Annotated in this window: 12 protein-coding genes; 4 read left to right on the forward strand and 8 right to left on the reverse strand. The window is 63.0% G+C overall.

The features are described 5' to 3' along the window. The first annotated feature begins 95 nt into the window (after positions 1–95). Positions 96–1355 carry an RNA-guided endonuclease InsQ/TnpB family protein gene (locus tag HSR6_RS06705; RefSeq protein ID WP_070365134.1) on the forward strand — a complete coding sequence of 420 codons (1260 nt, stop codon included), beginning with the start codon at positions 96–98 and terminating at the stop codon, positions 1353–1355. Positions 1356–1421: 66 nt separating this feature from the next. Here the strand turns inward: HSR6_RS06705 and HSR6_RS06710 are convergent, their stop codons facing one another. Beyond that, positions 1422–2639 carry an aminoacyl--tRNA ligase-related protein gene (locus HSR6_RS06710; RefSeq protein WP_070365135.1) on the reverse strand — a complete coding sequence of 406 codons (1218 nt, stop codon included), beginning with the start codon at positions 2637–2639 and terminating at the stop codon, positions 1422–1424. A 127-nt stretch (positions 2640–2766) separates the two neighbouring features. Between HSR6_RS06710 and HSR6_RS06715 the strand changes: the two genes are divergently transcribed. Continuing rightward, a complete protein-coding gene (locus HSR6_RS06715; protein WP_071933178.1) occupies positions 2767–3399 on the forward strand; it encodes an SOUL family heme-binding protein in 633 nt (210 codons plus the stop codon). Here the strand turns inward: HSR6_RS06715 and HSR6_RS06720 are convergent, their stop codons facing one another. The 4 genes from HSR6_RS06720 to HSR6_RS06735 all read right to left on the reverse strand — a co-directional run bounded on the left by HSR6_RS06720 (position 3400) and on the right by HSR6_RS06735 (position 7181). After that, positions 3400–4338, reverse strand: a complete 939-nt coding sequence (locus tag HSR6_RS06720; RefSeq protein ID WP_071933179.1) for an oxidoreductase — start codon at positions 4336–4338, stop codon at positions 3400–3402. It lies immediately after the preceding gene. 61 nt (positions 4339–4399) lie between these two features. Then, positions 4400–4774: a hypothetical protein gene (locus HSR6_RS06725; RefSeq protein WP_070365138.1), complete on the reverse strand. Its 375-nt coding sequence runs from the start codon at positions 4772–4774 to the stop codon at positions 4400–4402. Between the two features lie 178 nt (positions 4775–4952). Then, positions 4953–5414 (reverse strand): hypothetical protein, encoded by a 462-nt coding sequence (locus HSR6_RS06730; protein WP_071933180.1) that lies wholly within the window; start codon positions 5412–5414, stop codon positions 4953–4955. After that, the gene (locus HSR6_RS06735; protein ID WP_071933181.1) at positions 5415–7181 is read right to left on the reverse strand and encodes a ferrous iron transporter B; all 1767 of its coding nucleotides are present in this window, start codon (positions 7179–7181) and stop codon (positions 5415–5417) included. 510 nt (positions 7182–7691) lie between these two features. Between HSR6_RS06735 and HSR6_RS06740 the strand changes: the two genes are divergently transcribed. Continuing rightward, positions 7692–8120 (forward strand): hypothetical protein, encoded by a 429-nt coding sequence (locus HSR6_RS06740; protein ID WP_070365141.1) that lies wholly within the window; start codon positions 7692–7694, stop codon positions 8118–8120. A 130-nt stretch (positions 8121–8250) separates the two neighbouring features. Here the strand turns inward: HSR6_RS06740 and HSR6_RS06745 are convergent, their stop codons facing one another. Beyond that, the gene (locus HSR6_RS06745) at positions 8251–9324 is read right to left on the reverse strand and encodes a histone deacetylase family protein (RefSeq protein WP_070365142.1); all 1074 of its coding nucleotides are present in this window, start codon (positions 9322–9324) and stop codon (positions 8251–8253) included. Then, entirely contained in the window at positions 9321–10901 is a 1581-nt protein-coding gene (locus HSR6_RS06750) for a hydantoinase/oxoprolinase family protein (protein WP_070365143.1), read from the reverse strand. The genes HSR6_RS06745 and HSR6_RS06750 overlap by 4 nt, the downstream gene beginning before the upstream one ends. Positions 10902–10996: 95 nt before the next feature. Here HSR6_RS06750 and HSR6_RS06755 point away from each other — a divergent pair, with 95 nt between their 5' ends. Then, on the forward strand, positions 10997–12235 hold the full coding sequence (locus tag HSR6_RS06755) for a tripartite tricarboxylate transporter permease (protein ID WP_071933182.1): 1239 nt from the start codon (positions 10997–10999) through the stop codon (positions 12233–12235). Here the strand turns inward: HSR6_RS06755 and cysS are convergent. Then, positions 12232–13713, reverse strand: a complete 1482-nt coding sequence (gene cysS, locus HSR6_RS06760; protein WP_071933183.1) for a cysteine--tRNA ligase — start codon at positions 13711–13713, stop codon at positions 12232–12234. The genes HSR6_RS06755 and cysS overlap by 4 nt on opposite strands. Positions 13714–13716: the final 3 nt, after the last annotated feature.

Consider the following 13716-nt stretch of genomic DNA (forward strand, 5'->3'; position numbering starts at 1 on the left):
CAACTGAGAACCAAACCACGGCCCTACACTAAATTGGATATTCCACGTTTTCGAAATCCCAAATAATTATATAAATTAAACGACTATGCTTACTTGTGTCGAATCAGGTCGTCACACGGACGGTGAAAGCCAGCATTCAAAACCAGCCACAGGTCCGTGACGACCTCGATTCGCATGCCTACGCCGCTAGTAAACTCTGGAACGTCGGGCGGTGGACGGTTCAACGAGTTTGGGATGCCATTGGCTACATCCCTGAGGCTACTGAACTCACGTCGTACCTGAAAGGCCACGCCAGATACGACGACCTGCACAGTCAATCAAGTCAGAAAGTTCTTCAGGAGCTTTCTGACGCCTTTCACTCCTGGTACGAACAGGACAACCCAGATCACAACCCGCCTGGCTACCGGAAGCGCGGTGACGCTCACCCGCGTTCGACAGTGACCTGGAAAAATAACGGCTTCAAGCTGGATACGGACAACAACCGAGTCCGCCTCTCGAAAGGGGCGAACATGAAGCCTTCACGGTATGCCGCTGACTACATCCTCTGCGAATACGAGGAGCAAGCCGACTATTCTCTCGACGATATCGACCGAGTCCAAACCGTTCGAGCGGTCTGGACTGGCGAAAAATGGGAGTTGCATTTCGTCTCCAAACTCCCCATGGAAACAGCGGAGAGTGGCGGTGAGAAGACCGCGGGGATCGACCTTGGGATTTCGAACACAGCGGCAGTCTCAGTTGGAGACGAGACGCTATTGTACCCGGGCAACGCGCTGAAAGAAGACGCCCACTACTTCCGGCAAATCGAGTACGACACAGAAGGTGAAGACGGACCGAGTCAGACGGCTGAGTGGGCGCGACAGAAAAAGGCCCGACGCCAAGAGCACTTTCTGCACGCTGTCTCGAAAGATATCGTTCAAGAGTGCGATGAACGAAATGTGGGGACGATAGCTGTCGGTCATCCCAAGAACATCCGCCAGGATGGAGACTGGGGACGACACGGGAACAAACGCCTGCATGACTGGGCGTTTGAAACACTCATCCAGCAGATCGAGTACAAGGCCGAAGAGCGTGGGATAGAGGCTGAACGTGTTGATGAAGGCAGTCTGAAAACCTCGAAAACGTGTTGTGAGTGTGGGATGGTGTCGGATTCAAACCGTGTTGAGCGTGGGTTGTACGTCTGTGAGGCCTGTGGATTAGTCGCGAATAGTGATCTGAATGCGGCGGAGAATATGCGAGCGACGGTAACTCCGAATCCCTCACAGGATAGGAGTAACGGCTGTTTGGCCCAGCCATCGGTCCGCCTGTTCGACAAACAGACGGGGCAAATTGCCCCACAAGAACAGGTGGTTCCGTGAACCACAATATCCCAATCCAGCGGTGCGGTACCGTGGGAATCCCACGGCTTTAGCCGTGGGAGGAGGTCAAGCGTAGGTCTCGAAGAAGTCCGCCGGTTCGTAGTACTCGCGGCCGCCGTCGCGGAACTCCACTTCGAGTTCACCATCTTCGAGGAACGTATTCCCCAGAATCACTTTCGCCGGGACCCCGATCAAATCTGATTCGGCGAACTTCTCGCCGATCGCGGTGTCGCCATCGAAGAGCAGGACCTCCTCGGAGCCGACCCGATCGTGGATTTCTTCGGCCATCTCGATGATCTCGGGATCCTCGTTGAGCGGAACCACACTCAAGGAGAACGGCGCGACCGATTCAGGCCAAATGATACCGTTCTCGTCGTTTCGCTGTTCGATGAGGGCCGGAATCAGTCGACTGACCCCAATCCCATACGAGCCCATGATGACCTCTTCCTGACCGGACTCGGTGTCGTAGGTCAGATCCATGGGATCGCTGTACCGGGTGCCGAGTTTGAAGATATGACCCAGTTCGATCGAGTTGGTCTCGACGAGGTCGGTTCCACACTCGGGGCACACATCGACGTCGAAATCCAGGGTCCCGAAGTGACAGTCATCGCCCGGACAGTAGGCCATCTCGTCGGAGCCGACTTCGGCGGGGGCCTGGAACTCCTCGGAGGCGGTGCCGCCCATCGAACTCGGGTCGGCGTCCACGATGGCGTACTCCACACCGAGTTCGTCGAAAATCTCGATATAGGCCGCTCGCATCTCCTGGTAAATCTCGTCCAGGGCCGCCTCGTCCGTGGTGAAGGAGTAGGCGTCTTTCATGGTGAACTGCTTGGCCCGGAGCAGCCCGTTTCGGGGGTGGTCGTCCCGGTACTTCTCCCCGATCTGGTAGAGGACCAGCGGCATGTTCTTCGGGGATCGGACCCGTTCGCGGACGAGACCGGCCATGGGTTCCTCGTGGGTCGTCGCCAGGCACATGTCCTTGCCCTCCCGGTTCTGGAAGGTGAACATCTCGCCCTCGAACTCCTCCCAGCGGCCGCTCTTCCGCCAGATATCGGCGTACTGGAGCCCGGGCAGTGAGACCTCCTGGGCCCCGATATCGTTCATCTTCTCCCGGATGATATCGGAGATGTTCTTGCGCACTCGCTCGCCGGTCGGGGAGTAACTGAAGATGCCCGCACCGGGGTGGTCGACGAGGCCGCTCCGGAGCGCGAGTTCGGCGCTCCGGACCTGGGCGCTCGATTCGGCCTCCTTCGAGGTTGGAACGAAGAGATCTGTTCGTCGCATATCCCCGATGAATTTGTGCAGTCTCTTAGGGCTTGCCAAAGCCTGCGTGCAGCGGTCCCTGGGGCCGACAGATGGAGTCCCGAGAATTGACGGGATCTTAATGTGTTTGGAAACCGAAGGCCTACGTATGCGAACACTTACGAAGGCCGCGGCGATCGGTGGCGGCCTCCTCGCAGGCTGGATCGCGTGGGGCCTGTACGCCGGCCGATCGGCCGAGACCGTCCCCTACGAGGTACGAGAGACCTTCGAAGACGTTGAGATTCGCCAGTATCCCCGAACCGTCGTCGCCGAGACGACCGCTCGAAACGAGATGACTGCCTTCCGGCGGCTCTTCGATTACATCACGGGTTCGAACGAGGGTCGGGAGTCGGTCTCGATGACCGCGCCCGTCAAGACGGTGACCGGGCAGTCCATCTCGATGACCGCACCGGTTCGGTCCGAATCGACTGGCGAGGGCGAGCTCACCCGAATGGCCTTCTACCTCCCGGCGGAGTACGACATCGAGTCCGCGCCCGAGCCAACTGACGCGGACGTAGAGCTCCGCGAGGAGCCAGCCCGAACCCTGGCCGTCATCGAGTTTTCGTGGTACGCGCCGGACTGGCGAGTCCGGGCCTACTGTGATCGGCTGCGGTCCGTCCTCGATTCGGAAGGGATCGAAATGGTCGGGGAGCCGTTCCTGCTGCGATACGATGATCCCGGAACGCCGCCCTTCATGCGCCGCAACGAGGTCGGCATCGAAGTCGAACCGCCGGAGGCGTAGTTACTCGATTTCGAAGTCGATCCCCGTCAGGCCCTCCGAAACGTCCCAGAGCCGCTTTGCGAGAGTCTCGTCGGAGGACCGATCACTCGACGACTGGACGCCCGGTGGCCCACGCATGTTGAACAGTCCTGTCGGCCCGACGTACTCCCCACCAGTGAGTTCCTCGGCCGTCGCGGCGTACAACATCGGCCAGGCACCCTTTCGAGGTGACTGGGCGAAGAGGGCGTTGGCGGCTTTCATGAGCCAGAGCCGGAGTTGGGAGCCGGCCTGCTCGGGGCCGCGACGCTGGAGGTTCGTGTCCGCGTAGCCGGGGTGGGTGGCGACACTCGTGAGCCCCTCGATTCCGGCTCGGTCGACCCGCCGGTCGAGTTCGTAGGCAAAGAGGACGTTCGCCAGTTTGCTCTGGGCGTAGGCGTCCCACTTGTCGTAGGACGCCTCACTCTGGAGATCGTCGAAGTCGATTCGCCCGCGCTGGTGGAACCCACTCGACTGAGTCAGCACGCGACTCTCGCCGGGGGTCTCACGAAGCCGCTCGAAGAGCAGGCCAGTCAGCGCGAAGTGCCCCAGGTGATTGACGCCGAACTGTGTCTCGAAGCCGTCTGCAGTCTCGCTGCGGGGGATCGCCATCACGCCAGCGTTGTTGAACAACACGTCGAGGCGCTCGAAGTCCCGGATGAAATCGGACGTGAACGCACGGACCGAATCGAGGTCCGCCAGGTCACACCGCCGAACGGAAAGTTCACCCTCAAGCTCACCTCGCAGGTCTCTGGCGGCCGCCTGGCCGCGTTTGACACTCCTCGTGGCCATGACCACGTGTGCGCCTGCCTCGGCAAGCATCCGGGTCAACTCGTAGCCGATTCCGCTGTTGGCCCCTGTCACGATCGCCGTTCGACCCGAGAGGTCCGGGAGGTCGGCGTCAGTCCAGCCGTTAGCGCTCATAGGGACCCCTACGACACCAGGCCACTAGAAGGGTCCCCTCCCAGCAAGTCCGGGATCGGTTCTAGAAGATCGATCGGATGACCGAGCCATCCCCCCTGTCGACGACGGCGACGAGCCCGTCCCCCTCCGTCCCGAAGAAGTGCAGCACGAAAACGTCCTCGTGGACGGTGACGTTGGCTTCCAGGTCACCGTACACAGCCTGTGTATCCTCGGTCGGCATCGTCTCGATGATCTTGGCCCGGCTGTGTAGCTCGTCGACTCGCGGGACCATGTCCTCGCTCAAAAAGTCCTCTCGGAGGAAGGCGATGTCGACCGATTCGGAATCGTACTGAAAGACGAGCCGCAGGTCGTCCGCGGTGGCCTCCAGCAGTCGCTGCATCAACTCCGCGTATGGGCCATCCGGGTCGACCATCTGCATGTCACCGACCGAGACCATGCCATATCTACTGTCGGTATTCAGTATAAATGTTTCCCCGGAATATCGGTATTTGATAGCTGGAGCGGCGGAAATACGTTCGACTGGACCAGGGACAAATGACAAACCTCTAACTCCTCAAAACCCCGCCAAAGGATGGCAAACCCAGTCAGAAAAGTAAGAAATCGATAGGTACGGGCTACTCGCCAGTAAACAATCGTGAAAGCAGTGTCGTAACGTTCTCCTCGGCATATCGAAACGCCGGAAGCGAGAGCGGAATCGCAAGCACCGATGGCGAATAGGGCGGAGCGATTGCAGCCAAGAACTCGGTGGGGCTGGCGATCCACACCTCCGGGCCACCGGGAATCGCGCCCAGCAGGATCGAAAGCACTTCCATGCCGCCCACGATCCAGATCATCAGACTTCCCATGAAGACGAGGGCTTCGTCCTCGCGGTCCGTAATCCGGCCGGTAACAGCCGTGAGGTAGAACGCACCAGCGGCGAGAACGACGGCGCCTCGCCAGATAGAGAAGGGGCCTGCAATCACGAGCGGCCAGTATTCGAGGCTCCCGCCGGTCAGTCCCAGGAGGACCGAAACCGCCCCGGCAGCCACCAGCAGGACGCCGACGAGTCCGAAGTATGGCGTCTCGAGACGTCCCATTCAGGCCACCCCCGTGAGGATGCCACCCAGGTGGAAAAGCCCACCCCAGAGGAAGAGCGCGGCGACCAGCGTCAACAGTGCGCCACCCAGCATTTTGACAACGCCACCACTCTTCGAACCTTCCTTGATGAGCATCGCGAAGGTCGCGAGGCAGGGGAAGTAGATACTGACCATGATCACTGACATGACTGTCTGGAACGGCGTCATCGAGATCGCACTCAACTGTGCCACAGCGAGGTCCTTGCGGAGGAACCCGGCGATCAGCGCGGGAATAGTATCAGTCGGAACGCCGAACCACCCGGTGAGAACCGGTTCCAGCGCCCCGGCGAGCCATTCGATCGCCCCACCCAGGTAGAGGACGTTGATGATCCCCACCCCCAGCAGGACGAACGGAACGGCTGATTTGAGGAATTCGCGGGTCCGTAGCGTGAGTTTGGTCGCGATGTTACCGATTCGGGGTTCCCGCAGTGGCGGGACGTCGACGATGAGTTCGGGGGAGGATCCGGGAACGAGTTTGTCCAGGATCGCGCCGAACACGAAGAAACCGGCGAGGAGGTAGAGGACGATAAATCCGGTATACTGCGGAATCAGCGAGAGCATCACCGCGAGTTGGGCGCCACAGGGGATGAAAACCGAGAGCAGCGTCATCATCACGAAGCGCTGTTTCTCCGTCTCGAAGGACCGTGTGGCGGCGACCCCCGGAACGTTGCACCCAAAGGAGAGCACCATTGGCACGATCGCGAAACCGTGGAGGCCGATCTTGTGAAAGATCGTGTCCAGGAGCACCGCTAACCGGGCCATGTACCCGGAGTCCTCAAGCACCGCGAGGACGAGATACAGCGCGAAGACCGCGGGGAGGACGACCCCGATCGCCACGAACAGTCCACTCGTGAGCATACCAAACGCCTCGAACGAGTTCGTCGCCGCTGGATCGCCAACCAGGATGAAGTAAAGCCAGGTCCCCTCGAAGGGGAACGTCTCCTGGAGCCACGGCAACCAGTGAGCGTCAAAGAGCGGCACGAAATACCCGTCGGTGAAAAAGCCCGCAACCGCGCTGAAGAAGGCCCACATCCCGTAGAGTGCGGCGAGCGCGAATGGCAACCCGGTCCAGGGCTTGACCGTCAGGGTTCCGATCAACTCCGGCAGTGTGGGTTCGGTCTCGCCGTACTCCACGGTCGCATCGACGATCGCGTCGACCAGATCCCAGCGGGTCGCGGAATCGAGGGCCTCCGCCCTCGTGAACCCAACCGCGTCGAGCACCGACCCGATAGGCGTCGGACTCGCCTCGGGAAGCCGGTCGATGAGGGTCTTGATACCGGTTCCCTCCGTGGCGACGGTTGGAACCACTGGCACGTCGAGGACCGAGGACAGTTCGTCGACGTCGATGTCGATGTTCCCCGAGGCGGCCTCGTCCCACATGTTGAGCGCGACGATAAGATCATAGCCCCGTTCGAGGATCTCGACAGCGAGATTGAGTCCCCGTTCGATCCGGGTGGCGTCGAGGACACACACCACGGTCGCGTCCGGGTTCTTGTCCAACAGATCGACGGCGACCGATTCAGCGCTGTCCTTCGGATCGAGCGAGAAGGTCCCCGGGACGTCGATAATCCGGCGGGTCGTGCCCTCGACAGCCAGATCGCTCTCCGTGTAATCGACTGTCGTTCCCGGGTAGTTCGACTCGGTGATGTCCGCCCCCGCCAGACGGTTGAACATCGCGCTTTTCCCCACGTTGGGGTGTCCCATCAGGAGAATGGGTGGCTCGCTCATCGGTCAGGGTGCGGGTAGACGCGACGAGCAGTTGCTGTCCTGGAGCGCCAACCGAGAACCGGGCCCGCGTTTGGCCCTCTCGACTGACAGAATGGACTGACGATTCGACCCGACAGACCGATAATCGACGACTGAGAGGGGACCGATCGCCCGATCGGTCCGCCTCGCTCGATAGTTGCTATCCACAATTAGGCACCCCTAAGACTGACGACTGAAAGTTTCGACAGGGCAGGGGTAAAGATTGTGATTCGGGCACGAGCCGGACTGTGCGAGCGGTTCTCGTGGGTTCAAGTGCCAAAGGTCTGGGGCCGGTCGCTGGTGCAATAATTGTAATTGCCACCATCGGTTTACATGATGCCAATATACAGGCAACCTGGCCACTGGAACGGACCCACCCACATCCGATCCATCTGGCCGACGCAGCCACCACCCGCCGGACGACTGCCATTCCATCCCGACCGCGTTTTTCTGCCTCGAAACTCAGTTGAGTGTCCCCGACCAAACGGGCCCATGGACGAGCCCCAGATCGACCGACCGGCGACTCGAGACCTCGGCCGGGCGATCGCCGCCAAGTCACACGACGACCTCGCCGAAGACACGGTCGACGCCGTGCTCACACTGACAGACGGCGTCAAGAAGGCCCTCGAATCGGGAGCCCCGCCGACGGCGGCCGACGGGTTGCTCGCGTTCTGGGCCGGACACGTTGGCGCCAAACTCGGTATCGAGGAGGCGGAGCTCGACGAGACACCGACCGCTGAACACTTCGATCGAGCGTTCCAGGCCGACGCACTCGGCGTCGATCTGTACCAGGCGCTCTCGAAGGTCGCGGCTGCACGTACCGAGGACGCCGATTTCGATCTCGAGGGCTGGACCCAACGGCTTCTGGAGTTGACGAATCGACACGTTGCACATCTCGAAAGCCACCAGGAAAGCGGGTAAATTCCGCTTTCCGGTGAGGGGAGAGGGTGACTAGCCAGACGAGGGGGATTCACCTGGCCGCCGGTCGACGACCGGCAATTTAGATTTGCGAAACGGGTACCAAAAGTGTTGGGCCAAAACAGTTTGGTATTCAATCAGCCGGGAGATCCCAGTACTCCCCGTGGACCTCTTTCACCTGCTGGATGACCCCTGAAACGTCAGGATTCTCGGTCGGGGGTTCGTAAATCGCCGGTTCCCGGATGTAGGCCGTCTCGTAGCCCAGGAGCGTAGCGATCACGGCGAGGTTCGTGTACGGAAGCCCGCCTTCGATACCGTAGCCGCCTGCGAGCGAGGCGACTATATCGCCGTCTGCCAGGGTATCGGCGGCGTCCACCGCCGCGTCCATGAGCGCGGCGTACCCCTGGGCGGTCACACCGAGGTCCGTGATCGGGTCGGTGAAGTGATTGTCCTGGCCGGCCTCGACGAACACCAGGTCGGGGTCGTACTGCTCGGCGATGGGTCGAAAGATCTCTTCGACGACCTGCAGGTAGGCCTCGTCGGTCGTTTTCGGGGGCAGGGGAACGTTGACGTTGTACCCCTCTCCCTCCCCCTCGCCGACGTCCGTGACATCGCCCGTGCCGGGGAACAGTGTCCGGCCGTCCTGATGGGTCGACATGACCAGGACCGACGGGTCCTCGTAGAAGATCGATTCGGTCCCGTCCCCGTGATGGGCGTCCCAGTCCCAGATCAGCACCCGGTCCACGTCCGTCGTGGCCTGCAAGTGGCGGATGCCCACGGCCGTGTTGTTGAGATAGCAGAAGCCGTGCCCGTCATTCGCAAAGGCATGATGCCCACCGGGACGGGCCATGACGAACGCGGAGGCTACCTCGCCGGACTCGACGGCTTCGAGCCCCCGGAGCACGCCACCGGCAGAGAGTTTGGCCGTTTCCCAGGTGTGCTCCGAAACGTGGGTGTCGGCACTGAGTCGGCCGGTCCCGGTCGCGGACATGGACCGCAATCGGTCGACGTATCGCTGGGTGTGAACCCGGGCGATCTGCTCGTCGGTGACTTCGACGGGGTCCAGCTGCCACACGGCCTCGTCATCGAGGACTCCCTCCTCCCGGAGCTGATCCATCGTGTACTGGAGCCGTTCCCGTCGCTCGGGATGGGTAGGGGTGTGTTCGTGTTTGAGATACGCGTCGTGATAGATCAGTCCCATCGTCATGGTTGCTCACCTACGAACCAGCGCTCGATACCTGGGGCCACCCGCGCCCGCGCGTTGATGATTTGGCCCACGACGGTTCCGCGTTCGACCACGCTGAAGCCGTCCGTGGCCTGGATCTCGACCGGCTTGTTTGGCTCCCCGCCCGCAGCCAGCGCGGCCTCCTGGGCCGCCGTCGCCACGAGTTCCCGGACCTCCTGGTCGGAGAACTGCCGGCCGGTCTCGACCGAGTCGACCCGTTCGGAGCCGACCGCCGTGATCGTCTTGATGCCCCGGTGGCTGTCGATGTGAAGGGCGGTGTCGACACTCACCCGGGCGACGCCACAGCCGACGGCCCCGGCCACGTCGGCATACCCAGGGACCTCGGCCGCCTGGACCGTCTCCAGGGACTCGCTCAGCCGCGGGCCGAGAATCGGCGCGAGGGTTCCGCCGACCGCGATTCGGGTCGGCTCGTCCGTCCGAAGTTCCTCGATGGCCTCGCCGACCCGGGTTTCGAACTCCCCGAGCACCGTCTCGGCGATCGCTTCCGGGTCCGGGCCGAGGGCAGCCAGGGCCGCGCGCGCAGCCCCGACGTCGCCGACCTCGAAGATCCCCAGGACGTGAAGGGCATCAGTGAGGGTGGGCTGGCTCCCGCCGAGTGCCACCGCGTCCCCGATCCGTTCGTCGGCGAGTTCGAATCCGTCTGTCGTGGACTGGACCAGCGTATCGCCCCCGATCGGAAGACTGGTCGCGGTGATTCCCGCGTACGCGGTCTCCAGATCGCCCTCGGCGATGTCTGGTTCGGTGTCGGGAAACCCCTCCAAGATCCGACTCACGTCGGTCGTCGTCCCGCCGATGTCGACAGCAATTCCGGCGTCCATCCCGGTGAGCGCGACGAGTCCGAGCGCACTCGCGGCCGACCCGCTCCGGATCGTATGGGCCGGGGTCGTCACCATCGCGTCGCTACCGAGCATCGCGCCGTCGCCCTTGAGATAGTAGACCGGCGCGTCGATCCCGGCCGCCGCGATCGCCTGCTCGACGGCACGTTCGTACGCGGAAAAGACGGGCTTGGCCCTGGCATTTGCAACCGTCGTCGCCGCCCGTTCCGGGAAGGTCAGTCCCGCCCCCGATTCGTTCCCGAGCGCCACCGCCTCCAGGTCCTCGGGGAAATCCGCCACGAGTTCATGTTCGAGTTCGGGGTTTCGGTCGGAGAACTTCGCCGTCACCGCACGGACGTCGTGGGACGGCTCGCGGTCGTAGTCGAGCGGTTCGGTTACCCGTCCGCGGTGGTCGATGGCTCCCTCGGCCACGTGGTTTTCCGCCCCGAAAAAGCTCCGATCGGGGGCCAGACCCGGGCCAGGTATCAGAACACTCGTACAGGCCGGCAGTCGGTCCTGGACGGCCGCATTGACCACGAGGGTCGTCGCGACGACCACACGGCTGATCTCGAAGCGGTCACAGGACTCCCGGAGGGCCTCGATGACCGCCTCGATGCTCGCCCTGGTTTCGGTATTCGGGACCTTCGCGGTGCCACACACCCCGTCCTCGTCGAGGACGACACCGTCGACGTTGGTCCCACCAGTATCGATGCCGATTATCACACGTGACCCCGAAGGGGGAGGCCAACCTTAGGACTTCCGTCAGCGACAGCTTTCGGTCCCACCCTTTATGCCCGAAGCCCGGACCATGCCGGCCTATGGAGGTGCTGGGGATCCGGGTGGTCTCGAACCCGACTGGAGCCATCCTTGCGCTGGGGTTTATCGCCGGTGGGGTGGGACTCGGCACAGCCAGCGGGCTAGTTCCCGGGCTCCATGTCAACACGCTGGCGATCTTGCTCGCCGCGCTCGCCCCACAGATCCCGGCCGCGCCCCATCTGGTCGGGGCCGCACTGCTGGCAGCGGGAGTGGTTCACTCCTTTCTCGACATCGTCCCGACACTCGCGATCGGCGTCCCGGACGCCGCGATGGCCGTCTCGGCGCTCCCGGGCCACCGCCTCGTCCTCGGTGGCCGGGGGCGAGAAGCGCTCCGGCTCTCGGCCCTGGGTAGCGGCGGCGCTATCCTGACTGCGGTCGTCCTCGGGTTTCCGGTGACCTGGCTCATGAGCCGGGTCGCACCGCTTTTGATCGAGCATCTCCGGATCGTCCTCCTTGCGGTCGCGACCCTGATGGTGCTCACCGAACGGTCGAAACAGGCCCAACTGGGCGGCGTACTCGCGATCCTGGCCAGCGGGGGCCTGGGATTGCTCACACTCGATCTGAACCCCGAGAGTCTGCTCCCGGGTGGCGATATGCTGCTGCCCCTGCTCGCTGGGCTCTTCGGCATCCCGGTCCTGGTCCTGGCTGCCAAGGGAGGCGGACTCCCGCCACAGTCAGGGACGACACTCGCGACCGACCGCCATCAACTCGGCCAGTGGAGTCTCGTCGGGGCCGTCTCGGGAGCCGTCGTCGCCTACGTGCCAGGTGTCTCCGCGGCCGTCGCCGCCGTCCTCGCGTTCATCGGTCTTCCGGGAGAGGCAACCGACCGGGGCTTCATCGTGGCGATCAGCGGCGTGAACACGGCGAACACGGTGTTCGCACTGTTCGCATTAATCGCACTGGGCGCACCCCGAACGGGCGTGCTCGTGGCGTTCGAGCGGGCCTCACTGCCGCCGAACCTCCCCCTCCTGCTCGTCGCGATCCTGATTGCCGCGGCTGCAGGGCTGGTACTGGTCCCTGTCCTGGGCGACCGATATCTGGACCTGGTCGGCAACGCCGACAGCAGACGGCTCTCGGTAGGCGTCGGCCTGCTCATCGCCGTCCTCACCTGGGTCTTCACCGGCCCGCTCGGCGTGCTCGTCCTCGGGGTGAGCGCCCTGATCGGTCACCTGCCGATCTACTTCGACAGCCGACGGGTCCACCTGATGGGCGTGCTCTTCGTGCCGCTCGCGGTGGGCTAAAGTCGGAACTCCGGTCCCTGGTCGGTGTCCTGAACCTCGACACCCAGTTCCGAAAGCCGGTCCCGAATCCGGTCGGCAGAGTCGTAGTCCCCCGCCTCGCGTCTGGATTCCCGAACCGAGAGGAGTTCCTCGATCAGTTCCGCGGCGAGTTCGACCTCGCCATCCCGACTCGTCCCGGCGAAGACGAATCCCAGCACCTCGCCGCCGAGCGTCTCGAAGGCCTCGATGGCTTCGTGCAGCCCCTCGTAGTCGTACCGGTCCCGGTCGGTCACGTGTTCGTTCACGGCGCCCACGATTTCGAACAGTGCCGCCAGCGCGCCCCGGGTGTTGAAGTCGTCGTTCATGGCCTCCCGGAAAGCGGTCTGCTGGTCCGAGACCGTCCCTCTGAGGGTTTCGTCGACTTCAGTCGCGTACGCGTCTGGGGAGTCCGCGGCGTCGACCGCACGGTCGTAGGCCCGTTCGAGGCGGTCCCAGCGCTCGATGGCCTCCTCGATCGTTCCTTCGGAGTAGGTCTGGGACTGACGGTACTGGGCGGAGAGAAGGAACATCCGCACGGCGTTGGTCCCGAGCTCGTCCAGCGCGGTCTTCACGGTGAAGAAGTTCTCCAGGCTCGTCGACATCTTCTCGCCCTCGGTCTCGAGAAGGTTGACGTGGAGCCAGTACTTCGCGAACTGGTGACCCGTGGCCGCCTCGCTCTGGGCGATCTCGTTCTCGTGATGGGGGAAGACGAGATCCTGGCCGCCGACGTGGATGTCGATCGACTCGTCCAGGTGCGCCATACTCATCGCCGAGCACTCGATGTGCCAGCCCGGTCGGCCCTCGCCCCAGGGGGCGTCCCAGATCTGGCCCTCGGCCTCGACTGCCGCCGGATCACCGTCGCGGTGCTCGGCGACGGTCTCGGGGTCCACGGGGCCGGCCTTCCAGAGCGCGAAGTCCTGCGGGGCCTCCTTCTCGGCGCGTTCGGCTTCCGGCCCCTGGGATTCCATCGCTTCGAGGTTCTGGCCGGAGAGCTTGCCGTACTCGGGGAACGAGGAGACGTCGAAGTACACGGACCCATTCGAGACGTACGCGTGGTCCCGTTCGATGAGTGCCTCGATGAGGTCGATGATCTCCGGAACGTGTTCGGATACGCGAGGGTACACGGAGGCCCGTTTGAGGTTCAACCCGCGCATGTCCTCGATGACCGAGGAGATGTAGTGCATCGCCACTGACTGCTCGTCCCCACCCAACTCCTCACTCCCGACTCGGGCGACGATCTTCTCGTTCACGTCGGTGAAGTTCTCGACGTGTCGAACCGAGTAGCCCAGGTGTTCGAGCCATCGGTGCATCACGTCGACTTGCACCCAGGAGCGTGCATGGCCCAGGTGGGCGTCGTCCGAGACCGTCAGCCCACAGTAGTAGAGCAGTACGGAGTCGGGGTCCTGCGGCTCGAACGGTTCGCGCTCGCCGGTGAGCGTGTTCGTCACGGAAAGCGGCATTGC

Origin of the sequence: Halodesulfurarchaeum formicicum (assembly GCF_001886955.1) — an archaeon.
Lineage (GTDB): Archaea > Halobacteriota > Halobacteria > Halobacteriales > Halobacteriaceae > Halodesulfurarchaeum > Halodesulfurarchaeum formicicum.